General features: G+C 49.3%; 19 protein-coding genes and 1 riboswitch. Of the genes, 1 reads left to right on the forward strand and 18 read right to left on the reverse strand.

The genetic code is table 11. The features are described 5' to 3' along the window. Window positions 1–64: 64 nt before the first annotated feature. Window positions 65–1,237 (forward strand): hypothetical protein, encoded by a 1,173-nt coding sequence (locus B2U90_RS03825; RefSeq protein ID WP_292017145.1) that lies wholly within the window; start codon window positions 65–67, stop codon window positions 1,235–1,237. Here the strand turns inward: B2U90_RS03825 and B2U90_RS03830 are convergent. The 18 genes from B2U90_RS03830 to B2U90_RS03915 form a co-directional block, all read right to left on the reverse strand. Beyond that, window positions 1,234–1,851: a response regulator gene (locus tag B2U90_RS03830; RefSeq protein ID WP_059077475.1), complete on the reverse strand. Its 618-nt coding sequence runs from the start codon at window positions 1,849–1,851 to the stop codon at window positions 1,234–1,236. The two genes, B2U90_RS03825 and B2U90_RS03830, sit on opposite strands and share 4 nt — an antisense overlap. Further along, window positions 1,829–3,247: a histidine kinase gene (locus B2U90_RS03835; protein WP_292017146.1), complete on the reverse strand. Its 1,419-nt coding sequence runs from the start codon at window positions 3,245–3,247 to the stop codon at window positions 1,829–1,831. The genes B2U90_RS03830 and B2U90_RS03835 overlap by 23 nt, the downstream gene beginning before the upstream one ends. Then, window positions 3,240–5,633, reverse strand: coding sequence for a hypothetical protein (locus B2U90_RS03840; RefSeq protein WP_292017147.1), 2,394 nt, complete (start codon window positions 5,631–5,633; stop codon window positions 3,240–3,242). The genes B2U90_RS03835 and B2U90_RS03840 overlap by 8 nt, the downstream gene beginning before the upstream one ends. A gap of 137 nt (window positions 5,634–5,770) precedes the next feature. Further along, window positions 5,771–6,799 carry a hypothetical protein gene (locus B2U90_RS03845; RefSeq protein ID WP_170087400.1) on the reverse strand — a complete coding sequence of 343 codons (1,029 nt, stop codon included), beginning with the start codon at window positions 6,797–6,799 and terminating at the stop codon, window positions 5,771–5,773. A 226-nt stretch (window positions 6,800–7,025) separates the two neighbouring features. After that, window positions 7,026–7,496: a hypothetical protein gene (locus tag B2U90_RS03850; RefSeq protein WP_059077471.1), complete on the reverse strand. Its 471-nt coding sequence runs from the start codon at window positions 7,494–7,496 to the stop codon at window positions 7,026–7,028. Window positions 7,497–7,520: 24 nt separating this feature from the next. After that, window positions 7,521–8,285 (reverse strand): TPM domain-containing protein, encoded by a 765-nt coding sequence (locus tag B2U90_RS03855; RefSeq protein ID WP_059077470.1) that lies wholly within the window; start codon window positions 8,283–8,285, stop codon window positions 7,521–7,523. Window positions 8,286–8,297: 12 nt separating this feature from the next. Further along, window positions 8,298–9,398 (reverse strand): hypothetical protein, encoded by a 1,101-nt coding sequence (locus B2U90_RS03860; protein WP_292017148.1) that lies wholly within the window; start codon window positions 9,396–9,398, stop codon window positions 8,298–8,300. Between the two features lie 21 nt (window positions 9,399–9,419). Continuing rightward, on the reverse strand, window positions 9,420–10,913 hold the full coding sequence (locus B2U90_RS03865; RefSeq protein ID WP_113855972.1) for an SPFH domain-containing protein: 1,494 nt from the start codon (window positions 10,911–10,913) through the stop codon (window positions 9,420–9,422). A 332-nt stretch (window positions 10,914–11,245) separates the two neighbouring features. Further along, window positions 11,246–13,147, reverse strand: coding sequence for a glutamine synthetase (locus tag B2U90_RS03870; protein ID WP_059077467.1), 1,902 nt, complete (start codon window positions 13,145–13,147; stop codon window positions 11,246–11,248). 154 nt (window positions 13,148–13,301) lie between these two features. Next, window positions 13,302–13,754 carry a GatB/YqeY domain-containing protein gene (locus B2U90_RS03875; protein WP_059077466.1) on the reverse strand — a complete coding sequence of 151 codons (453 nt, stop codon included), beginning with the start codon at window positions 13,752–13,754 and terminating at the stop codon, window positions 13,302–13,304. A 25-nt stretch (window positions 13,755–13,779) separates the two neighbouring features. Further along, window positions 13,780–13,959 carry a 30S ribosomal protein S21 gene (rpsU, locus tag B2U90_RS03880; protein ID WP_059077465.1) on the reverse strand — a complete coding sequence of 60 codons (180 nt, stop codon included), beginning with the start codon at window positions 13,957–13,959 and terminating at the stop codon, window positions 13,780–13,782. A 151-nt stretch (window positions 13,960–14,110) separates the two neighbouring features. Then, window positions 14,111–15,301 carry a methionine adenosyltransferase gene (metK, locus tag B2U90_RS03885; protein ID WP_292017149.1) on the reverse strand — a complete coding sequence of 397 codons (1,191 nt, stop codon included), beginning with the start codon at window positions 15,299–15,301 and terminating at the stop codon, window positions 14,111–14,113. A gap of 81 nt (window positions 15,302–15,382) precedes the next feature. Then, window positions 15,383–15,485, reverse strand: a riboswitch (SAM riboswitch). Window positions 15,486–15,583: 98 nt separating this feature from the next. Further along, window positions 15,584–17,209: an EamA family transporter gene (locus B2U90_RS03890; protein WP_292017150.1), complete on the reverse strand. Its 1,626-nt coding sequence runs from the start codon at window positions 17,207–17,209 to the stop codon at window positions 15,584–15,586. 169 nt (window positions 17,210–17,378) lie between these two features. Next, on the reverse strand, window positions 17,379–18,128 hold the full coding sequence (locus B2U90_RS03895; protein ID WP_292017151.1) for a phosphatase: 750 nt from the start codon (window positions 18,126–18,128) through the stop codon (window positions 17,379–17,381). Between the two features lie 14 nt (window positions 18,129–18,142). Further along, a complete protein-coding gene (locus tag B2U90_RS03900) occupies window positions 18,143–19,171 on the reverse strand; it encodes an ABC transporter ATP-binding protein (protein WP_292017152.1) in 1,029 nt (342 codons plus the stop codon). Further along, entirely contained in the window at window positions 19,116–20,843 is a 1,728-nt protein-coding gene (locus B2U90_RS03905) for an ABC transporter permease (protein WP_292017153.1), read from the reverse strand. The genes B2U90_RS03900 and B2U90_RS03905 overlap by 56 nt, the downstream gene beginning before the upstream one ends. Before the next feature lie 13 nt (window positions 20,844–20,856). Further along, complete coding sequence (locus B2U90_RS03910; RefSeq protein ID WP_292017154.1) at window positions 20,857–21,882, reverse strand: ABC transporter substrate-binding protein; 1,026 nt, start codon at window positions 21,880–21,882, stop codon at window positions 20,857–20,859. Next, window positions 21,824–22,654: a sugar phosphate isomerase/epimerase family protein gene (locus B2U90_RS03915; protein WP_075582320.1), complete on the reverse strand. Its 831-nt coding sequence runs from the start codon at window positions 22,652–22,654 to the stop codon at window positions 21,824–21,826. Before B2U90_RS03915 ends, B2U90_RS03910 begins: the two co-directional genes overlap by 59 nt. Window positions 22,655–22,828: the final 174 nt, after the last annotated feature.

Consider the following 22,828-nt stretch of genomic DNA (forward strand, 5'->3'; position numbering starts at 1 on the left):
CGTTGTTCTTTTTGTGTATTAATTGTGATATGATTGTGAAAAAGCATATGAAAGGAACTCCCCCATGAACCTGAAATGCGTGTTGCTCCTGTTTATCCTGACAGTCATTCCCATGTTCTACGGCTCCAGCCAGGCAGCCGGATTTTCCACTTTTCCTGTAATCTTTCCTGATGATGTACAATCGGAGCCATTAGAAGACGAAGAAATTCTGAGGACGCAGAAAAATACCTATCCCTATGTCGAAATGCACGGTGATTACCGTTGGCTTTGGGGGAAAGGACGGTTTTCCGCTCATACTGCCCAGCCTGACAGAGAAAGCAGCCGGCATGATGAAACGATATATATGGCGACGCGCCGGCTGCGGATTTTTCCTTTCATCCATCTGAACGAACATACAACCATACGGACCCAGTTGGAAGATAACCGGAATGATAAAGACCATGACGCAGACCATCATCTTTATCTGGGCAGACTGTATATCCAACATGAAACGGAGCAGACGAAAGTAGAAGCAGGCCGTTTCAATTATTATCTGCTCGATGGCAATGTTATTGACAAAAAGGTGGACGGCCTGCGGTTCCGTCTCGGTCAGAAAGGGATTTCTCCCGGCAGCATTACGCTCTTTGCCGGCCGCACGACAGGCCCTGATGATGAACATCGGAAAATAGGATGGAGTCTCCTACACAGCAGGCTTAACGGCCGCTTCCAGAGCGATACGGCCTTTCTGGATTTCCGCAATGCCAGCAGTCTCCCACCGACGTTTCCATCATTAGCGGCTTACGGAATCTATCCGGGGCAGGCCGGTACGAGGTATGACCGGCAGCGCATCTTCCTGTGGCGCGGATCTTATCAGATACGGCCGGATTTGTCGGCCCGGCTGGAATGGCTCCACGCTTGGGGACGTCATGAGGTGGACCGGTACAGCCAGTCTGAAACGGGATTTGTCGCCTCCCTTATCTACGGAGAGCTGGATGAACGAAAACAAGGCTCCTACGAAGCATGGATCCGCTATTATGACCAGCCTGCTTCTACCATCCTGTACCACACGATGGATGCCGATGCGACATTTTTCCGCCGCATGGGATTCCGTGGCTGGGGACTCCGTCTGGACTACGTTCTCCAACCGGGACTTATCTGGGCTGTCGAAGGCTTTTCCCTGAAAAACCGTCACGATACCACCTATATGGCTTCTTTCCATGAATATGTCATCGGCACCAGTCTGACAGCTTATTTTTAGGGAGCCGACGCATATCCTTTATCGGCAGCTTCGACAGCAAGACCTACGATGCTTTTATGACCGGTCTTACTGAGCATATTGCTGATATGAAAGCTGACGGTCCGCTTGCTGATTCCCAGTTCGTCGGCAATTTCCTGATAGGACAGATTACGGCAGATCAGCCGGAGGATATCCAGTTCCCGCTCAGTCAGGGTTACACCACAGACACCGAACGTCACATTCCCCTGTACATCGGGATATATCTGCTCGCCTGCTACAGTCCGCTTCATGCACTCGATAAAGGCGGCCGCCGAACTTTCTTTATAGATGAAACTGTCGGCTCCGGCATCACGGGACATTTCCAAAAAACTAATATCCTGAAACCCGGTCATGATGATGATTTTCTGACCGGGATTTTTTTCTTTTAACCGCTTTGTCAATTCAATGCCACTGTTTTTCCCCTCCATGCAGATATCCATGAAAATCACATCCGGCTTTGTCAGGGAGCAGGCGGATTCGACCATTTCCGAGAATGGAATTGTTCCAACAATTTCTACATCATCACATTGAGATAAAATGGCTGCCAGTCCTTCGAGTAGAATTTTTTGATCGTCAATGACGAGTACGCGAATCATAGTTATCCTCTCCTTCTACGGACAGAACAAAATGAGGTTTTCCTTTCAGATGAAGTGCAGCGCCCATTTTTCTGACTCTTCGTTCAATTCCCTGCAGTCCATTGCCGGGCTGTATGGGTCCCAGGCACCCAATACCGTTATCACGGATTGTCAGTATCCGTTTTCCCGTAAGAGGAAGCTCTATCGAGACCTGGCTTGCCTTTCCGTGAAGCAGGGCATTGGTCAGGGATTCCCGGATAATACTTACCAGATCAGCCGCATCCTCTGTATCCGCCGGCAGAGCACCGGTCAGGGTGATGTCGATGCCAAGGCTGCAATAGGTACGGATGAGTACGTCCAGCCGTTCTGCCGGATTATCCGCCGTCTCGCGGCGCATATCTGCCAGGACATTTTCTACCAGTGGCAGGATTGCCGCATAATCGGTCGTATTTTTATTATTCAGGAGCTGCTGCAGGATGGTAATACGCTGCCCCATGAGATCGTGGATCTTATAGCGCATTTCTTCTGTCGTCCGCTGGGTTTGTATATCGACTAGATGATTGAGAAAATATTTCATTTTTTCATTCCGCTGTTCCAGAAGCTGGTTTTTCTGGTCCAACTCCCGGTTCACCCGGTCCAGATTCGTCACATCCAGTGCCGTGATCTGCCAGCCTGACTGATTCCTGAACTGGATATGATGCCGCTGCAGCAGCCATGCCATGCCATTTTTCTTTCGGAACAGAAGGTCCTGCCCCTGACGCTCCATGGTAACGTGTTCCGTATTGTTCCAGTTTGACAGGAGATGCCAGAAAATATTCGCATTGCGGATGACTGTGCCCAACAACTTTTCCATGACATCATACATGACGTAATTGACCAGGACAGGCTCTCCTTTTTCCAGACTGAACAAGACTCCCTCTTCCAGAAAATCGACGGCTGACTGGATGGAACGGGCTGTCAGCTGACTCCGGTATTGGCGGTATGCCGCCGGAAAAACCAGGATGAGACGCAGGGCTATGCATGACAATGCCAATAACAGCGACCAGGGAAGCCACGTGTCTAATTCCGGAAGGAGAAAGAACGAGGCAATGAGCAGATACTGTCCACCGGCATGGAAATCATGAATCATGTACAATGTGCTGATGATAATTACTAATATGATGCCATAACGCCAGATATTCAGTGCTTCTATATACAGGATTCCATCTGCCCTATCAGTCATAACTTCATACAAGATAGTCACAATTGCCAGAAGAACAATGAGATTGCTTCCCTCGAGGTATTTGCGGCCCATATTGCGGAATTCCTGCTGTGGCATCAGGAAATAGTACAGCAGGCTGCTGGCAACGAAGAGGATGATAGCCACGGTCATACAAATAATGCAGAATGTACTGGAAAGGGTGTAAATATTAATCATGATACGACTCCTTTCCAATAGAAACAGTCAAACGGCGCCCATATTCGAGCCTGTCATAGATAAGCGGCTCTGGCAGTGTGCCGCCCGCCAGAGCCTTGGGAAGCCAGTCTGATTCTTCCGGCCGGTCTTCCAACATTACCGAAAGCGTCCATGCCCGACCGGTTTCAGAAAAATGACAGATCCAGTATGGCTCGTGATGAGCAATAGATGCTTCCCCTATTTCTTCAAACATATCATATAGAAAGAGCGCTGTCTGATCCGGTATGGTCCCGGAAAGGCGGACCGTAGCCATGCCACGCAGGCCTGCGACAGTCATATAATGCTGGGATTCGCTGACTGCCAGAGATAATTCCCGTACTTCCAGGATACCTTTTTCTTTTCCGCGGAGCAAGAGAATGCACCGCTTTTTCAGATAGCAGACCATGACGTTCAGATGACTGACGATAGCATCAGCTTCGATTCCCGGCTTCATAGACTGCAGTGCTTTCATATAAGCTGCAATACGCTCCCGCTTGCTGCTGATGACTTGCTCCAGTTCGGCATAGATACATCGGCTGACTTCCTGATGAATGACCTGGCGCTGGATTTCTTCTTCTCTCCGTAATAAGTGGTACGATCGTTCCAGTGCCTGCGCAACGAGGGAGAGATTTCTCTTTTGCTGACGCAGATGTCGTACATCGCGATACCAGCGTACCCAGCCACCACGTATGGGCATGGTCTGGATTTCCATATCTTCCAGAGGCAGATTATTTATATCCCGTGATGCATATGCGACACGGCCCGAATCATCACAAAGCTGTATAGCAAGACGGGACTGACGGAAAAATTCGATATAGCCTTCATTGGTCGGGATAATCCGGATACGCATCACTACTTCCAGCCAGATAAGCGTCCATACTACGGTCGTCAAAACTAGTTCAGAAATACGGCAGAAGGGGATTTTCATCAGATAGCCGACGATATATCCTCCGTAGAACAGGCAGCACAGGAACGGCAGGATAAGGCGGAACGAACGCTGCACATGCTGCTTCCACGATGCATAACAGAGCCAGAAATTAACGACCAGAAACTCGGCACCATACGATACGGCCAGGAGGTAATACAGCGGTCCATTACCATGATAAGAATTGGCATCGCCTGCAATGTCCGGCAGGATGAATGCCCATTGATGTATATCATTCGTACATACGAGTACGGCCAATACCAGATTGTAAGAAAACAACAGGCGCAGCCATGGCGGGCATTCAGGGTGCCAGTCCGGTTGTGACGCCATATAGCCGATCCATACGATCAAGGAAACGAGCAGTCCGAAAAAAAGATAATAGCTATACCAGCTCCAGCGGATTAGATCCACGGCATATCCCGGCAGCATCAATTTGTACATGCGCAGGAGAACCCATCCACAAAGAACAAGAGTAAGACCAGCATAGGCATTCCTCATGCGGGGCTGTATGACGTGGCGGCGCAGGCGGCAGCCCCAGAGGATTGTCACAAACAGGGCGGCCATATACCATAACATGTTATTCGTACCGGTGAGAACGTTTTTTTCATACACATGAAAGACATGGAACAGCATCTGATGGCTGATTAAATCAGCACTAACAAAAAAGGATTCCTGGTCGGATATCTGCACGGCTCCTTCCATGGGTTCCGTCCGGTAAGCGGCATCAGCCAGACAATCAGCCAGTCTAGCATCATCCACTACCAGCGGTATCTTCGATAAAAGTCCCTTCTGAAATGCCAGCGTTCCTTCATCGGGGACGACGATATGGATAGGCGCCCCGCGCCGCTGCCATTGCCGCGCCTGGTAATCGTAGAGAACATAGACCTGTGCAGCCGGACGGTTTCTGTAGGGCTGCATGATATTAAATCCCGTGAGTGTATCCAGCTGGAACCGGCCCTCCTCATGGATTTTTTTCAGTGCCTGCACGGCCAGCTGGCCGGAAACATCTCTGCCTAATCCATAACTCATAGCCTGGACAGAAAAAGAATATTGTGGCTGTGACGAAAGGATGCAGACCGTTACAGGCAGGGTCTGCAGACTATGCCAGCCTGTAATGTCATACGGGCAGTCATCACTGACGGCTAATACGACAGTCGCCATATAATGAGGATACCAATAATAGGAATAACGGGTGTTTTTCTGTAATACGGTGGCCTGGATATCGTATGCTTCCATAGCAGTTACATCGGTATCGGTAAATAATTCCATGATATAGTCATCATGGCCCGTACACTCATCCAAAGAAAAGACGGTGCGTTCCAGGACCTGTCCATAGGCATCTCTCCAGGTGTTATCATATATGATAGAAACGGCCTGGCACATCATTGATATGAGCCAGAATACAACAATTCCGCATGCGGTCAGCCATTTTTTTCCAATCATCGTTTCACCTGCCCGTCGCAAACGCACTGTCCATTTGTTATAAATATTATACCATGTACACATGACAGTTGTCACGACAATATAATGTAGATATGGCAAAAGGAACCGGCCGCTGGCCAGTCCCTCCCGCTCTGCTGTTACAAGTCTATCCGGTAAATATGTTGTACCTTTTGTTTGTTATCGTATAGAGTAAAATACACATGGTTCGTATCATCTGTGGCAATAGTATCCGGCGTATACACTTTGTCATCAATCTGATAGATGATATCACCGACGGCGGAACCTGTCTTTTTATCAAATATGCGGAACAGCCCCCGTCCCGTAAAACCGACATAATCACGGGTGACAAAGGCAGGTCCGCTGGCGGAAGCTTTTTGCATCCCTTCAGCCAGGCCCGTATTCATTTCAAAGGAACGCAGTTCCTTGCCATCCGGGTCAAAAGCATAAACCGGTTTCGTCCATCCCGTGCCATTGTTCGAACCATTACGGGCCGTCCACTGCATATAGAAGCCGTCTGTATCAGCTGCAATCAGCTTGGGAGCGACTTCGTCTTTAGCAGCCTTGCGCTGGTCCATATAACCAAAGGTAGCCAGCAGCAGTTTGGGATTCGAAAAGCCGTCTTTCGTGAGCGTGCCCCGCGTGATGCCGGCCGTCGCACTGGCCCCTTCGCGATCGAAATAGACCGTATCACTGCCGTAGACAGCCTGGACGGAACGTTCCCGGTTGCTGCTCAAGGCCGCCTGGTGGACAGCCGAACCGTCATAGATGCCCTGGACATGATTGCCCTGGCAAAAATAGACGTTCTTGCCATTCGTCGTCAGCCAGGACAGTTTCATCAGACCGATTTCTTGTCCTGCCGAGAGCTTGTCGCCCTTCATCGGGAATTTCCAGAGATGAGCATCGTTTTCCCCTTTTTCCTGAGTCGGAGCATAGACTGCATCAGCTGTCACGGCCAGACAGGATTTGACAAAGTGAGGCAGCTCGATTCCCGTCAATTCATAGAGCGGTACGTCTTTACCAGCCAGTTTGAGTGTTTGGATAGGTTTCATCTTCACGGCATCTGCTTTCGGTGATTCCGGTGCGTTACTGCCACATCCGGCCAGGGAAGCGGCAAAAACGATGCCTGCCGCCACTAGCGAAAAAAGCCGTTTGGTCATCATAGTCATGGAACGCCTCCTTTTGTATTATTTCTATTGAATTATCGGTAAGTCTTCAAAGCCCGATGGTAATCCGTCCTTGTCCGGCCGGGTTCCCATAGTCAGCAGCCAGTGCGGCACCAGTGGTGAAAAAGCAGGCTGCGAGCAGCGTGACCAGCAGTTTCTTCTGCTTCATTCCAAGCGAGGTTGTCCTGAATTTTATAGCAAACACGTCCTTTCTTATGAACGACAGGGCTTATCCAAATCCTTCTTTACGGCCCATATAGATGTCATAACTGTCCTGGAGCATCCATTCGACGATTTCCGTACGGCCTACCCAGGGGCCGGCTGCCGTTTCAGGATGCATGGTGAACCAGGCGATGTTATGCTGGAAGATGTGCCGGTAATACCATTGCTTGCTCTTCAAGGTCAGACCCTGGCGCTGCGGGTTCACTTCATGGACGACGGGAACGGTTTTTCCCTTCTGGTCCTGCGTCAGGATTTCCAGCAGGCCGTCGCCGTCTAGGTCGGTGACAGCAAATTTCTTTAAGGGGTTCCCGTCCCTGGGATAAATGGTATCCCAGTATTGCGTAAAAACGTGAATCTGCTGCGCTTCATCAGAATCCAGGCGCACGGCCCGGCGATACCCTTCTTCACAGGCTAAGGCACTGGTTCCAATCAGGCAGGCCGCCATCAGCATGAGCAGTATTTTTTTCTCATATCTCATAACGAGCTCTCCTTATACACCTGTTTAAAACTTCCCTCCTCCGCCACCGTGACTGCTGTCGGTGCTATCGTGGCGTTCTTCTTTTTTGGCTTTGGCTACGCGGGACACGTTCATGAACAGGAAGGTATCGTCCTTCTCTACGAGGTCGAAACTGTCTTCATCAAGGTAGGCCGAAGCCGCCAGGGCCGGGGCGACATTGCTCATGGTACTAATGAGATAGCGCCGGATGAGGAAGCCACCGCCGATACCGAGGACCAGGGCGATGGCCAGGGCCGTAACACTGAACTGGTCATGAGGATCGTAGGCCTTGCCATTGGCTTCATAATAAGCCAGCAGTTCACCAGACTCCGACGCATACGCTTTGAAAGCATCGGCATATTTCTTTTCTTTCAGCAGAGGCAGGAATTGTTCTTCCAGTGCCGGTATGCCGCCTTTATCCGTGATGCGCTGGCGCATGGTCTTATCTGTAGCGATGTAGTAATCGCGTGTATCCATGGCCAGGACCAGGACCATATTGCCATTCTTTCCGTCCTTATAGGTGCTGTCCAGAATCTGATTGGCATAGTCACCGATTTTCACTTGCTTCGTCGAGGCGACCGTGACGACAGCCAGGCGCACGCCATATTTCTTTTCGACATTGCCGATTTCATTTAACACGGCAATGCGTTCACTTCCCTTTAAGAGCTGAGCCCCGTCAGCCAGGCTGGACGGATTGGCAGCCAGGGCGTTCATCGTCAGGAAGAACAGGCAGACAAGGAACAGCATACATTTCGTTACATATCCTTTCATGACTATCCCTCCTTATACGAACAACTTGGCGATGAAGTAAAAAATCACTGTCAAGATCAGAGAGCTGCCGGCCCAGTACAGATTAGCTTTCTGCTTGTCATAGGGCAGGCTGCCGATCATCTTGCCGGTCTGGCCGTTCATCATGAACGTATACGGCTGGTCCTGGTAACGCGTCGTCAAAATCCACACCGGCGCCATGGCGTAGGACACAGCTCCTTTATCTTTGCTGATGACATCTTCTTTGAGTTCTACCCGGTCATACCCTTCGACGGTATCTTCGAGGACACCGATGGCGCTCTGGCGGACCCGTTCATCTGCCCGGGGTACGGCTGCTTCAGCATCGACATCGTATTTATCGGCAAGGCATCCCGTCAGGTAGACACTGCTGAAATCTTTCATGCCATCATAATCGTAAGGTTCGATGCTTTCCATGTACGTGTCATCCATCTTCTGGCTGCCATCGACGGGGATACGCTGGAAGCGCATAGTCCCCTTGCGGTCGCAGCGGTAGACGCTGGTCTCAGTGATGCGTTCGTCTTTCGTTTCATAGACCGTATCAGTCTCTGCCTTGAATTCAGCCGACGCCGTCACTTCGGAATCAAAGAGCCAGAAGGGCACGTACATGGGCTGGATGGCTTCTACGCGGTTATGGGCCGTAAAAGCTTTTGGCAGGAGCCGCTTTCCCTTATAAAACGCATTTAATGCTGCTATGGCATCTTCTTTTGTCTTTGTAAAGGGGATGACAAAGTCCGGCTTGAGCATCCCCGAGAAACGACTGGGCAGCATGGTAGGATTGCCACAATAACAGCATTCTGTCGCCATTGTATTGCTATCACTGACGATTTCAGCACCACAGGACGAACAAGTGAAAATCTGCAGTTGGGCCGCTTCGTCTTCGCTCCATTCACTGCCGGCATTTGCCGTATCCCATTTAGCTTCCTTTGCAGCCTGGGCTTCTGCCGCCATCTTTTCTTGCTTTGCAAACAATTCTTCGATTTTGGCAACTTCGAATTCCGTATCACAATACGGACAGGTTACCTTGGCGGTACCAGGAGCAAATTCCAGAGGCCCTCCACAATTGGGGCATGTATATCCCACAGAGGTATTAGCCATAATCTCACCTCATTTCATACGTCACTGTTTATCGTTGTCATCAAAAGGATCGCCGCACTGAGGGCAGAATTTTGGCGGATGATGGGGATCCGGCGGCTGCCAGCCACATTTATCGCATTTGAAAAGAGGGGCATCAGCCGGCTTTTTCGTACCGCATTCCATACAGAACTTGCCCTGATTGACAGCGCCGCACTGCGGGCAGGTCCATCCATCGGCATCTTTTTTCTGTTCCGGACGGGGCTTGCCACAATTTTCACAGAATTTTCCCGTATTGCCTTTCTGTCCACAGCCACAGTCCCACATACCTTCAGCCGGTTTAGGTTCCGGTTTCTTCGTTCCGCAGTTGAGGCAGAACTTGCCCTGGTTCGCCGTGCCGCATTGCGGGCAGGTCCAGCTGCCTGCCGTACCGGCCGCCATCGCTCCGCCTGCCTGCGCAGCTACGACCCGTTCCGCTTCGAACTGCTGCGGGTCCATCAGTCGTTGCCGCCGGTTCATCAGCTCCTGCTGCTGAGCCATCTGCTGATACATGCCGGCACCGGCATTGCCGGCCATACTCATGTTCATGAAACCAAAAGCTGCACCGCCGGCACCTTCATTCTGGGCGGCCATACGCATGGAATCGCTGGTGGCATCAGCCATAGCTCCCATGGCCAGGGACGGATCTGACAGCGTCTTACCCATCTGTACTTTCTGGATTTTCGCTTCATCTTCTTCATTAGCTTTGATACTGTTGATGCCAAAGGATACGATTTCCAGACCGCGCAGTTCCCGCCATCGTTTGGACAGGACCTCATTCAGGGCATCGGCGATTTCAAACGTCCGTCCCGGCAGTTCGACGTAGTCAATCCTCTGGGCGCTCAGCCTGGCGAAAGCCGGCTGCAGCGCATTGAGCAGTTCCGATTTCAACTGGCTGTCAATCTGGCTGCGTTCATACCTGTCGTCGACATTGCTCGCTATATTCGTATAGAACAGGACGGGATCGACGATATGATAACTATATTCGCCAAAACAACGCAGACGAATCAGAAGAATCTGCCCCGTATCGGGATCTTTCATCTTGAAAGGAACTTCCTGGGGCGTACCGTATTTATTACCGACCAGTTCTTTCATGTTGAAATAGTAGACACGCTGATCTTTCCCCGTATCGCCACCAAAGGTAAATCGTTCCTTCATCTGTCCCCACATGTCTTTGAGTCCCTGCTTGAGATCACCTGTAAAAATAGATGGCTCCGTAGATTTATCATAAATATACTCGCCCGGCTCGTTGCAGAGATCGACGACCTTGCCCGATTCGACAATCATCATACACTGTCCGTTATTGACGGCAATTTTCGAGCCATTAGAAATGATGTTGTCTTCCCCGCTCGTATTGGAACTGCGGCCACGGGAACTAATCCGCTTCTGCCCTTTCATCATCAGGACGTCTGCAGGCATACTGTCACAATAGAAAAACTCTTTCCACTGGTCGGCCAGGACGCCACCTGCCGCACCCATTGCTGCTTTAATTAAACCCATAATACAACCTCCTTTACAAAATGATTCATCGTGGGCATTCTTTTGTTATTTTTTTAGTTCTATTTATCTACATATAGGATACTAAATTTCAAAAAAAAATAACCTGTACTTTAATACAGGTTATTGATACATATTGTGAATAGAAATATCTTATTTCTCCAGTCAATATGCGTATATTAGATAAATAACTTTCTGTTCTTTTGGCTGAATACCTGTTCCGCTTGAGAGACAATGGCCGTACGACGCAAAAACACCTGCCTTATGAGATAATTCTCCCATAAGACAGGTGTTTACTTTATACAGTATTACTGCATCACAGACTGCAACGTTTATTAGAATGCATTGTGGCTGTATTCATAATACAGATTCAGCAATTCATCCATCTTGTCGTTCATGATGACCATCAGGTCGGAAGCCGTATCATAATCTTTGACAGCCAGGGCTTTTTTGATTTTGGAGAAGATAGACAGGTTCTTTTCCGTATCGCGGCCCAGTTCGGTACGGAGCGTGTTGATGATCTTCCAGCGTTCAACTTCCAGCGGGTTGGAATCGGCTTCTGTATGAAGCTGTTTGCATGCGATGACCTTTTCCAGGTTGTCCGGGATGATGCGGTACTGGAGTTCCAGAGCCCAGCGGGTAAGAGCGCCCAGTTTAAACGATTCTACGAAACGTTTTTCAAAGGCACCTTTGGTAATTTCTGCCAGTTTTTCCGGATATTCGTCGAGAGCTTTGAAGTTTTCCCAGACGGTCTTCGGAGCCTTGCCAAACATGTCAGCCCGTTCTTCATCGGTAAAGGCTTCAAATACATCGACTTCGCTGCGGTATGCACGGTCTTTTTCAAGGTAATCGGCGTCATCGCCCGGTTTCTTCGAAAGTTCGGCACATAATTCAGCCGGTGTCTTGCCACTGGACAGGGTATATTTGATACCGTCGAGAGCGGCAATATACAACAGGGAAATGGCAATATAAGTATTAGTGAAAGCGTTAGGAGCACGCAGTTCGAAACGGGTAGCAGCCGGTTTCATCGTATTGCGGATCAGGCCGATGAGGACCGAACGGTTACGGGACTGTACAGCCGGTGTTTCGCCACCGAGGGCTGTTACGATGCAGACCGGAGCTTCAAAGCCCGGTTTGAGACGATTGAGGGCATCGTTTGTCGAAGAAACGAACGGATTGATGACTTCGTAATGTTTCAGGATGCCCATGATAGCACCATAGCCGAGAGCAGACAGGAATTCCTGGGACATGTCATCAGGATTGTAGAGGTTGACGAATTTACCGTTCTTCATGATGGCACCGATGCCGATATGGGTGTGTTCGCCACTGCCGGCAACGCCCTGAATCGGTTTAGCCTGGAACGTAACTTCAAGACCGTTTTCACGGAATACTTCACGGACGATGACACGGGCCTGGATTTCGTTATCAGCCGTCTGTACGGGATCGCCTGTGTATTTCCAGTCGATTTCGAGCTGTTCGAGAACGTAAATCAGATTACCGGAATCATCAATCTGGGCTTTGATACCACCGACTTCTTTATGACCCATTTCTGGTTCGAGGCCATAGAGACGGAGGCGTTCAACAGCCTGTTCCAAAGCTGTACGGACTACGCCGTGTGTACGCTGCCAATACGATTCCTGCAGTTTCTGTGTAACGGAAAGGCTGCGTGTTGCCACTTCCTGGCTCGGGGTCTTGACCCAGAATTCCAGTTCGGTTGCCGTCGTAAATACGATTTTTTCGATATCGTCAGTATTAATGGTCAGGCCTTTGACGCCGTATTTTTTGATGACTGCCAGAAGTTCATCATTAACATAATTCAATGTGTTGCGGAGAATGGAACGGGAATCGATATAGCCCGTTGCATGACGCAGAAAGCTGGGGATACGGAGAGTACCAACCGGCTTGCCTGTTGCATAATCGATGTTGCCATCGTTATAATCGACGAACCAGTTTACACCGGGGTCAGCCTTGATATCAACACGGGCATTGGAAAGCGTTGCAATACCCGGCAGGACGACGGAAGAACCATCTGTCTGGAAAGCCGTTGCATTGAAGAAATCATCATAGTCATCAAAGAACGTAGAAATAGGAATCTTTTCATCGGTATCATTGCCGGCGAGATCGACGCCTACGAGAGATACAAATTTGATTTCCGGATGCTGTTCGAGCAGGGCCAATACCCCTTCTTTACCATACTGACCTGCAGGAATGACATAAACTAAATCTTCTTTTACCATACCCAATTCCTCCTTAACAAATAAAAAAGACTTCTCCCCAAAAATTTGGTTTGAAGTCTTCTTTGACTTGATTCATGACTTATTTTGTTGTCTAAATCATGGTTAAATATTACAATCAATCAGCGGATTTGTCAAGCGATTTATGATAAATTCACTACTTGTTTTGTAAGATTTTTTTGACGGTCTGGGAAACGACCTTCCCGTCGGCTTTGCCCTTGACTTTCGGCATGACGAGCTTCATGACATCGCCCATCTTAAGAGACGACGCATCCTGCCCGGCAATGGTGTCACGGACGATTTGCGCAACTTCATCTTCCGTCAGCTGTTTTGGCATATACTTTTCCAGAACGGCCATTTCAGCCTTTGTCTGGTCTGCCAGGTCAGTACGGCCGGCTTTTTCAAATTCAGCCAGCGATTCTTTGCGCTGTTTCATTTCTTTGGCAATGACTGCTGCCACACCGGCATCATCCAGTTCGCATTTACCATTGATTTCCGTATTTCTAATGGAATTACGGACCATGCGTATGACGGAAAGAGCCGTCTTACCAGCTTCTTTCGCTTTCATTGCCGTTTTCATATCTTGAAGCAGTTCTTCTTTCAGAGACATGATATCACCCTTCTACTCTTTGCGATTATGCTCTATACTTCCGTTTCCGTGCTGCTTCAGATTTTTTCTTTCTCCGTACGCTCGGTTTTTCATAGTGTTCGCGTTTCCGGACTTCGGAAAGAACACCTGCTTTTTGGCAAGAACGTTTGAAACGGCGCAGTGCGCTGTCCAAGGATTCATTTTTACCAACTTTGATTTCTGCCATTCTATATCCCTCCCTCCAAATGTATGTTAGGGAGTGCTTTACTGCACACATTGAAATTATACTCAAAAAGAGCATATTTGTCAATCCGTAAAGTACTGTAGAAAGTGAAGTCATACACTTTCCTCAGGCAGACATCAAGGATGATTGCCTATTATAATCCGGCTTCTTTACGGAGGATATCGGCCTTATCGGTCTTTTCCCAGGGAAGGTCCAGATCGTTGCGGCCAAAGTGACCATAAGCAGCGGTCTGTTTGTAAATCGGACGCTGCAGGTCGAGCATTTCGATGATGCCGGCCGGGCGGAGGTCAAAGTGTTTGTTGATCAGGCTGACGATGATATCGTTATCGACCTTGCCGGTACCGAACGTTTCGACGTGGATAGAAACAGGGCGGGCAACGCCGATGGCATAAGCCAGCTGGATTTCGACTTTATCAGCAAGGCCTGCGGCAACGATATTCTTGGCTACATAACGGGCTGCATAAGCGGCCGAACGGTCGACTTTTGTGGGGTCCTTGCCAGAGAAGCATCCGCCGCCATGACGGGCCATGCCGCCGTACGTATCGACGATGATTTTCCGTCCCGTGAGGCCCGAATCACCCTGGGGGCCGCCGATGACGAAACGTCCCGTCGGATTAATATACAGTTTTGTCTTGTCATCGAACAGGCCTTCAGGAAGTTCCGGCTTGATGACGTATTCGAGAAGATCTTTTTCAATCTGATCCCGTGTTACTTCCGGGCTGTGTTGTGCCGAAATGACAATGGTATCGATGCGGACCGGCTTGCCGTTATCGTATTCGACCGTGACCTGTGTCTTTCCATCGGGACGGAGATAAGACAGCGTGCCATCCTTGCGGACCTTCGCCAGGCGGCGTGCCAGACGGTGTGCCAGGGAAATCGGCAGTGGCATGTAATCGTCCGTTTCATTAGTAGCGTAGCCGAACATCATACCCTGGTCACCGGCACCAATCATATCAAATTTATCCTTCTGCCCTTCTTTTGCTTCCAGAGCTTCATCGACGCCCATAGCAATATCTGAAGACTGTTCGTCAAGGGATACGAGGATGCCGCATGTATCGCAGTCAAAGCCGTATTTAGCCCGCGTGTAACCGATTTCACGGATTGTTTCGCGGACGATATGGGGAATATCGACATAGCAGGTAGTGGAAATTTCACCTACGACATGGACCATGCCAGTCGTTACCAGCGTTTCGCAGGCAACGCGGGCATTTTTGTCTTTTGCCAGGATGGCATCAAGGATGCTGTCGGAAATCTGGTCAGCCATCTTATCAGGATGACCTTCAGTAACGGATTCAGAAGTAAAGAATTCGCGGTTTTTAGCCATTTGTATATCCTCCTTAACTTTTTTAGTTCCATTTGATACGTATGTAAAAAAAAGCCCTCTCTGACAAGAGGGGGCTACGTATACCCATCTGCCAGTATATACACTGTTGGATTTAGCACCTTTCAATAGATGAAGGTTGCTGCGGCATCACAGGGCCAGTCCCTCCGCCGTCTCTTGATGGAACTATATTTTATTTGACGTAAGATAGTATACCCGATATAGCAGGATAATGCAAGTCTTTTTCAAAAGAAATTTTCCCTGCCCGGTAACACCTATACCGTATCAGGCTTCGGGCACAGCTGTTGTTTTTTCATCCCGGGCATTGTCCTTTGTAACAGGATTGAGTTCGTCCTTCGAAATGGTAAGACGATGCTGTGCTGCTGCCAGGATGAGGTCTGCTGTCTTTACGACACCGTAATCGCTGGATTTCAGGCTCATATCGTAATTGGCCCCATATCCCCAGTAGGAATCAGTACAATACATGCAGTGGTCGCGCCGTTCCTTGTTGACGCGGTTGCGGATTTTCATAGCCGTATCGGCATCGACGTGTTCGCGCAGCATGATGCGCTGCACAGCCCAGTCCGGATCAGAAGAAATAAATACATTAAATGTATTGGGACGCTTGCGCAGGATATAGTTTGCCAGCCGCCCGACGATAACGCAGGATTTACCGTTGGTTAGTTCCCGGATGACATCGGATTCATCATTAAACATCTCCTGCCGCTTCGATTCATACCCTGTCGAATAATGGACGTAATCATCGTAGACTTTAGCCAGGAGCGGACCGAGATGATTGTCTTTTTCCCTGCGCCAGGCTTCGAATGTCTGGGGATGTTCTTTCCGTGTCATATTGAGAATAGCCGTGTCATAGTAGGGCACGCCCAGCTTGCGGGCTACGAGTTTGCCTATATTGCGGCCGCCACTGCCGAATTCCCGGGAAATAGTGATGACCAGCGGGCATTCTGCATTTTCCCGTATCCACGCCGGATGATTCTTACGCCCTTCGATTTCACCGACCGCATGATGGCGGAACAGGAGATGTTCGATAGGCCCTGCCATGGTACAGCCCAGAAGGATGAGAACCAGACCGATGACAGCGTTCATTGTAATCGGTTCCGACAGAATAATCGCCGACAGGATCAACGCGATGACTGGTTTAATGAAGAAGGCAAAAGATGCATTAGAAGGGCCAGTCAGTTCAATTGCTTTCATGAAGCACAGGTACCCGAAACCGGTAACGACGAGGGAGCAATAAATGAGCGGCCAGATAGTACTGGAATTGATGCCGCCCAGGATAGGATCGCCGTGAAACAGGAGGATAAAGAACAGGAAAAAGCAGCCCAGAAGGAAACTGAAGGCATTTTCTACATTGCCGCCCAATTTGGCAATACGCAGCTTACCAAGTGTCGTATAGAGGGCAAAGGAAACAGCTGCCGCAGCCGAAACGAGCAGCCCGAAATTGCCGCTTTCGATAATGGCTACGGGATTGGCCACGATAATCAGACCGACGATACTCAGGACCAGGGTAATTGCCTTTTTGCGGGTAAATGCTTCATGAATGATAAAATACGAAAAAATCATAACAAAGACAGGATTACTGGAAAAGACGATAGCCGCAAGACCGGCATTGGCCATATTGACCCCAATCTGGAACAAAATCATGCTGAAACAAATATTGACCAGCCCCAGCACAGCCAGATAAGCTATATCAGAACGATTCAGATGGATATGGCGCTTCTTCATATCCCGCAGTGCCAATGGCATCAACAGCAGCCCACCGACGAGAAAACGAAGAAAGGTCAATTGAAAGGGGGTAAAAGCAGTGCCAGCGATTTTCAACGAGATTTCCATGGTCCCGAAGGCAATTGCTGTCAGCACAATACAGATTGTGCCTAATTTAGATGACATAGAAAAGCCTCCTCTTCATACATTACTGCTTTTAAATGAAATGATACATCAAACCATCAAAGCAAATCTCATTATATACCCGCTCGATAAGCGTTGCAATATAAAAAGGTGCTACACTTTTCCATCCCATTCTTTTGTTTTTTTATATTCCCGGTGTTCACTACACCATCTATTCAGACAGGCTGGCAGCAAGCCGCTTCCGTCTCGGCGTATCGTTGAGAACGTATAATAAGCCTTCTTTCGTCGCATTCAGAACGAGAGATTCAGGAAAACAGGCGTCTTGCAAAAAGGCGTCCGACCGCTGCAAATCTCCGACATCGAGCCATATATGCGCGTCACTGCCGGCAATGACAGGAACCTGACACTGCTGACAATATTTCAGCAGCACAGGAATATTTTTTTCTGCACCGGTACGCCCGTTACGTGGCGAAGCAGAACTATTATTGATTTCCATGGCAATATGTTCGTGGGAAGCCGCCTCTACGAGTCTTTCATAATCGACAGGAAAGCGGTCATCGTCAGGATGCCCCAGAATTTTAACATAGGGATTTTTCATAGCCTCGATAAGTGCCGATGTGTTCTCCTCTACCGATCCGGACTGGATGCAGTCTTTATGGAGACTGGCAATGATGTAATCGACTTTCTGCAATATGCGTTCTTCCATATCGACACGTCCATCATAATCAATAATATTTAGTTCCATTCCTGTAAAGACGTGCAGTCCATCGATGATGTCAGGGATTACTTTAAAATTGGTAAAAAAGATAGGCTGCGGCGCACCGGGCATGGAACTGGAATGTTCTGATACCCCCAGACCCCAGAGGCCCCGTTTCCTGGCCGCAGCAATATTATCCGTAAAGGAACCATAGGCGTGGCCACTGGCCAGCGTATGGGTATGCAGATCAAATAAATAATTCATATGCTTTCCTCTTTTCACGCTGTAAATACGAGCCGTACCGATTCGCCGGGGAAAAATACTTCTCCTGACCGGGCAAAAACTTGGAATTCTTCTTTACCACAGGTGACGGCGTAGTGTATTTCCCTGCCGTGAAACTGCCGGTTCGTTATGGTCGCTTCCAGTCCCGGCCCATCATAGGTGATATGGAATTGTTCCGGCCGGACGGGATAGAGGCCTTTTTCTTTTAAAGGACAGGCAATACCCGTATCAGGATATACGAAAGGATGTCCCGCCACATGAAAATCACTCCCCTGCCAGGTGCCATGAAGGAGATTACATTTGCTGACGAAGGTAGCGACGAATTCGCTTTCCGGGTGAGTATAAATTTCTTCCGGTGTTCCCAGTTGTTCGATGACGCCGTAACGCATGACCAGAATGCGGTCTGCCATCGCCAGGGCTTCGCTCTGATCGTGCGTGACGTATATGATAATGGCGCCCGTACGGCGGTGTATGTCCTGGATTTCTTTGCGCATATTGATTTTAAGTTCGGCATCGAGAGCACTCAGAGGTTCATCCATAAGCAGGATGGACGGCTTGCTGACGATAGCCCGGGCCAGGGATACGCGCTGGCGCTGGCCACCGGACAGTTCCCCGGGATAGCGGTCGGCCAATGCATCGAGTCCCATATCATGGATGGCCTGGGCGACAGCGGCTTCTTTTTTCTCTGCCGGCCAGCCTGCTTTTTTACGGCTCTTCAGGGGAAATTCCACATGTTCCCGCACAGTCATGTGTGGCCACAGGGCAAAGGACTGGAACACCATGCCAAGGTCTCTGTTTTCAATGGGAACCATGACTGATGAATCAGAATAGACCGTGCCATCGAGGCGTACTGTGCCAGAGGTAGGTTTCAGGAAGCCGCCGATAATCCGCAGCAATGTCGTCTTGCCACAACCGGACGGGCCGAGGATAGCAAGGAATTCTGACGGTCTGATAACCAGATTAATATCATTAAGCACTGGCGTGCTGCCGAATTTCTGTTTTATGTGTTCGAGATGCAAGCTCATACACGTTTTTCTCCTTCTTTTTTAAAGATGTAGCCCAGGCCAGCATATATCCGCCAAGGAGCAGTAACACGACGACGGTGGACATGGCCGCCGACAGGCTGTAATCGCCGGCCTGCTGAAAACTGAAAATCGTAAGGCCGATGGTCTTTGTACCGGCACTGGCCAGAATAGACGATAAGGTTAGTTCGGTCAGGGACAGGCCGAATATGAGAAACGAACCGGAAAGGACAGGCCGCATCAGCAGGGGCACCAGCACATAGCGCCAGACTGACAGCATAGAACCGCCGCTGGCACGGACAGCATCCTCCAGTTCGGGATTAATGGCATTCAGTGCAGTCTTACTGCTCTTTATCTGAAGAATCAGGTAACGCGTGATGTACGCAATAAGAAGGATGTAGATTGTCCCATAGAGCTGGGGCCGGACCCCGGGGAGCGGTTCCGTCCACTGGAAAATCATGGCCAGAGCCAGGACAATGCCCGGCAGTGCATAGGTCAGGGCTGCGCATTTTTCAGCAATTGCAGCGGCCAGACTATGGCAACGCACTTGACGGAATGCCAGGACCGTACCGATCACGATGCATACCAGACAGGTGACCAGTGCCAGAATCAGGCTGTTGCGGACAGCCGTAAGAACGCCCGTATTGGTAAAGACAAAGGAAAAATTACGCAACGATATATTACTATAGGTCACGGCAAGGCCATAATTTTTCAAGAACGCGTTGAGAATCATATCAGCTAATGGAACGAAGTTGAGAAGGCTGAGCAGCCCCGTGACACCCCACTCCAAAATCTTTCGTCTGCTGCCGTTCAGGATGATGCGGGGCTGGAAATCTTCTTTAATGGATTCCATGGCGCTGCGGCTATGGACAAAGCAGCTTTCCAACAGTGTCCCGCCAATGGCGATACACGACAACAGGACAGACAACGCGGCTGCCATGGGAAATGCATCGGGTCCGAAACTGATGGCCTTTTCGTAGATGTACGTACTGAGTACGGGAATCCCCGATGAAATGCCCAGAAAGGCCGGCACGGCAAAGTTATCAATAGCAGCCAGGAATGCCAACAAACTGCCACTGGCGATAGCTGGCCAGACTTCCCGCAGGTCAATGCGCCATATAGTCTGCCAGATAGTAAAGCCGCAGGCACGGGAGGCCCATTCCATCTCTGCAGGTATCTTGCGCAGCATGTGGACGACGCTGAGATAGACAACGGGAATATTGATGAACCCCAGGACAACCCATATGCCGGTCAGACTGTATAAATCGAGCGGGGCAAGCCCCAGTGATGTCATAAACGTATTAATATGGCCTTGCTTCAGCAAAAGGCCTGACCAGGACAGCGTCACGATATAAGACGGGATAATGAACGGCATGAGAATGAGCAGTTCCAGCAGCTTTTTGTGACGGATATTGGTATAGGCTGACACAAAAGCAAGGAAACTGCCCACAAAGGCAGCCATAATCGTCGACGCAATGGAAATGATCAATGTATTTTTTATGGCTTCCCACGTCCGCTGGTCATGGAACAAGGTAATGAAATTGGCCAGACTATAGCCATCTGCGCCATGAAAACTCATGACGCAGAGGCGCAGGACCGGAGCCACAAAGACAAAACACAGAAGGCTGTAGAACACCAGTCGTACTATCGGCCGCTGTATCTTTGAGGATAACAATGGAAGTCCCCCTTTATGAGAAGATGCTGCTGAACTGTTTTTTATCGGCTTCACGGTTGGTAAAGAGTGTCGTCACGTCGCCAGACAGTACATGGATATCCGTAATCGATTTCAAACCTTCCGGAGCAGCGACTCCTTCTTTGATCGGCGTATATCCGATGCTGGCAGCCAGTTCCTGTCCCTTTTTAGACAGTACGAAATCGATAAAAGCCTGGGCTGCTTTTTTATGTTTGGCATTCTTTATCAGGCCGATTGGTTCGGTTACGGCAGGAGATCCTTCCGACGGATAAATGAAGGTGACAGGCGCTCCGTCTTTCCGGGACCGGTTAGCCATGAAATCGGCAACGATACCGTAAGCTTTTTCACCAGAAACGACAGCTTTCTGAACGGAACCATTTCCCTTATCGACTTTAACGCCATTGGCTTTCAGGGCATTATACCAGTCCCAGCCCAGGCCGTTTGTCCGGGTAAGCAGGCTCAGGTTATAGGCAGCCGCGCCGGAATATAGCGGGCTCGGCATGGATACTTCGTCTTTCATCGCCGTTTTTGTCAAATCGGCAAAAGCAGCCGGCTGTTCTTTGGCTTTATCCGTATTGACCATAATGCCCGTCGTGATGACTTTCGTTCCCGTATACATGTGGTCCTTATCGATGAACTGACTGGGAATACCGGACAGTTCCGGCGATTCATAAGCTTCCAGCATATCTTTATTTTTCAGAGATTCAAAGGTCACATTATCGGCGACCAGCAGCACATCCGCTTTGATATCGCCGGCCGATTGTTCTGCCATGACTTTGCTGATGACTTCTTCCGTGCCAGACCGGAATACACTGACTTTGACGTCAGGATGTTCCTTGTTAAACGCTTCTATCAGCTTCTGGGCATCTTTTTCCGGCTGGGACGTATAGAGGACGACTTCCCCTTTAAGGTCGTCTTTGGCAGCCGATGACTGTTCCCCGCTTCCTCCGCAGCCTGCAAGACTAAACAGCGTAACACCGGTCAGTAAGAGACCGCAGGTTTTTTTTATCCATGTATTCATGTTGTTCCTCCTCATGTAAGAAATCAAGATTTTTGTGTAATATCGTGTAGCCGGTACCGGCATCAAACCCTTCTACGACCAATGGCAGCTGCCGGCTGTATAAAACGGGCAGCAGTTTCATGAAGTCATAATCTCCTTCCCTAAGGGGCGTATGATATACGGGACCCTGACGGTTGCTGATATGTATCTTAGACAGCCGTGGCATCTCATTCAATATGCGACGGATTTCCGCTGTACTGTCACAGTGGGCCGTATCCAATGTATAATAAAATGCATCAAATAAATCTCCTGCTGCGTTCTCCATAGCCTCAACAGATGTGACGAACTCTTTCGGAATCTTCTCCATAATTTCCAGTGATACGGGGATTGCTAAAACATGAGATGCTTCGGCAATCTGTTCCAGCGATTGATGAAACAGGGCCACGCTGGTTCTGGGCCAGAATGGCATAGTCATATGTCCAGGATGAACCGTCACTTCAGAAGCTTCCAGGTCTCTGGCCAGATGCAGCGAAGCTATGACTTCCTGAACAGAAGCCTGCCGTATTCCCTCATTGAGTGAAGCCAGGTTCAAATCCCAGCTGCAGCTGTGCACAAAAGTTTTCATCTGGAATTTCCTGGCATATTCTCTATAAACATTCCGGTCGTACTGATGATAGAAAAAATGCTGTGCCCATACTTCTATCCCTGCCAGCTGATGGTCCCGGACGACCTGTGCCATATCCTGCAAAGGTGCACTCCACATCAGCGTGGAAGAGAAAAAAACTTGCTTCATATAACCCCTCCTTCTGCACGAACACATCTATTGTGAATCGCCTTTGTAAAGATTTCCTATATATCCCGTTGCTTCTATGTAAAACTTTCTACTTCTATCGAAAATTATGGTATATCCACACATCGGGGATTCTGGTATACTATGTTCAGTATTACACTTTCTTTTTCGAAAGGA

This window comes from Megasphaera sp. UBA4233 (assembly GCF_002395615.1).
Lineage (GTDB): Bacteria > Bacillota > Negativicutes > Veillonellales > Megasphaeraceae > Megasphaera > Megasphaera hexanoica.

Excerpts from the sequence above, each read along its gene's own strand:
- metK (WP_292017149.1), bottom strand. The coding sequence starts at position 15,301 with ATGGCTAAAAACCGCGAATTCTTTACTTCTGAATCCGTTACTGAAGGT.
- B2U90_RS03860 (WP_292017148.1), bottom strand. The coding sequence starts at position 9,398 with ATGGCTAATACCTCTGTGGGATATACATGCCCCAATTGTGGAGGGCCT.
- B2U90_RS03875 (WP_059077466.1), bottom strand. The coding sequence starts at position 13,754 with ATGTCTCTGAAAGAAGAACTGCTTCAAGATATGAAAACGGCAATGAAA.
- B2U90_RS03835 (WP_292017146.1), bottom strand. The coding sequence starts at position 3,247 with ATGATTAATATTTACACCCTTTCCAGTACATTCTGCATTATTTGTATG.
- B2U90_RS03890 (WP_292017150.1), bottom strand. The coding sequence starts at position 17,209 with ATGTCATCTAAATTAGGCACAATCTGTATTGTGCTGACAGCAATTGCC.
- B2U90_RS03865 (WP_113855972.1), bottom strand. The coding sequence starts at position 10,913 with ATGGGTTTAATTAAAGCAGCAATGGGTGCGGCAGGTGGCGTCCTGGCC.
- B2U90_RS03845 (WP_170087400.1), bottom strand. The coding sequence starts at position 6,799 with ATGACTATGATGACCAAACGGCTTTTTTCGCTAGTGGCGGCAGGCATC.
- B2U90_RS03825 (WP_292017145.1), top strand. The coding sequence starts at position 65 with ATGAACCTGAAATGCGTGTTGCTCCTGTTTATCCTGACAGTCATTCCC.
- B2U90_RS03870 (WP_059077467.1), bottom strand. The coding sequence starts at position 13,147 with ATGGTAAAAGAAGATTTAGTTTATGTCATTCCTGCAGGTCAGTATGGT.
- B2U90_RS03830 (WP_059077475.1), bottom strand. The coding sequence starts at position 1,851 with ATGATTCGCGTACTCGTCATTGACGATCAAAAAATTCTACTCGAAGGA.
- B2U90_RS03910 (WP_292017154.1), bottom strand. The coding sequence starts at position 21,882 with ATGAATACATGGATAAAAAAAACCTGCGGTCTCTTACTGACCGGTGTT.
- B2U90_RS03915 (WP_075582320.1), bottom strand. The coding sequence starts at position 22,654 with ATGAAGCAAGTTTTTTTCTCTTCCACGCTGATGTGGAGTGCACCTTTG.
- B2U90_RS03895 (WP_292017151.1), bottom strand. The coding sequence starts at position 18,128 with ATGAATTATTTATTTGATCTGCATACCCATACGCTGGCCAGTGGCCAC.
- B2U90_RS03855 (WP_059077470.1), bottom strand. The coding sequence starts at position 8,285 with ATGAAAGGATATGTAACGAAATGTATGCTGTTCCTTGTCTGCCTGTTC.
- rpsU (WP_059077465.1), bottom strand. The coding sequence starts at position 13,959 with ATGGCAGAAATCAAAGTTGGTAAAAATGAATCCTTGGACAGCGCACTG.
- B2U90_RS03840 (WP_292017147.1), bottom strand. The coding sequence starts at position 5,633 with ATGATTGGAAAAAAATGGCTGACCGCATGCGGAATTGTTGTATTCTGG.
- B2U90_RS03900 (WP_292017152.1), bottom strand. The coding sequence starts at position 19,171 with ATGAGCTTGCATCTCGAACACATAAAACAGAAATTCGGCAGCACGCCA.
- B2U90_RS03850 (WP_059077471.1), bottom strand. The coding sequence starts at position 7,496 with ATGAGATATGAGAAAAAAATACTGCTCATGCTGATGGCGGCCTGCCTG.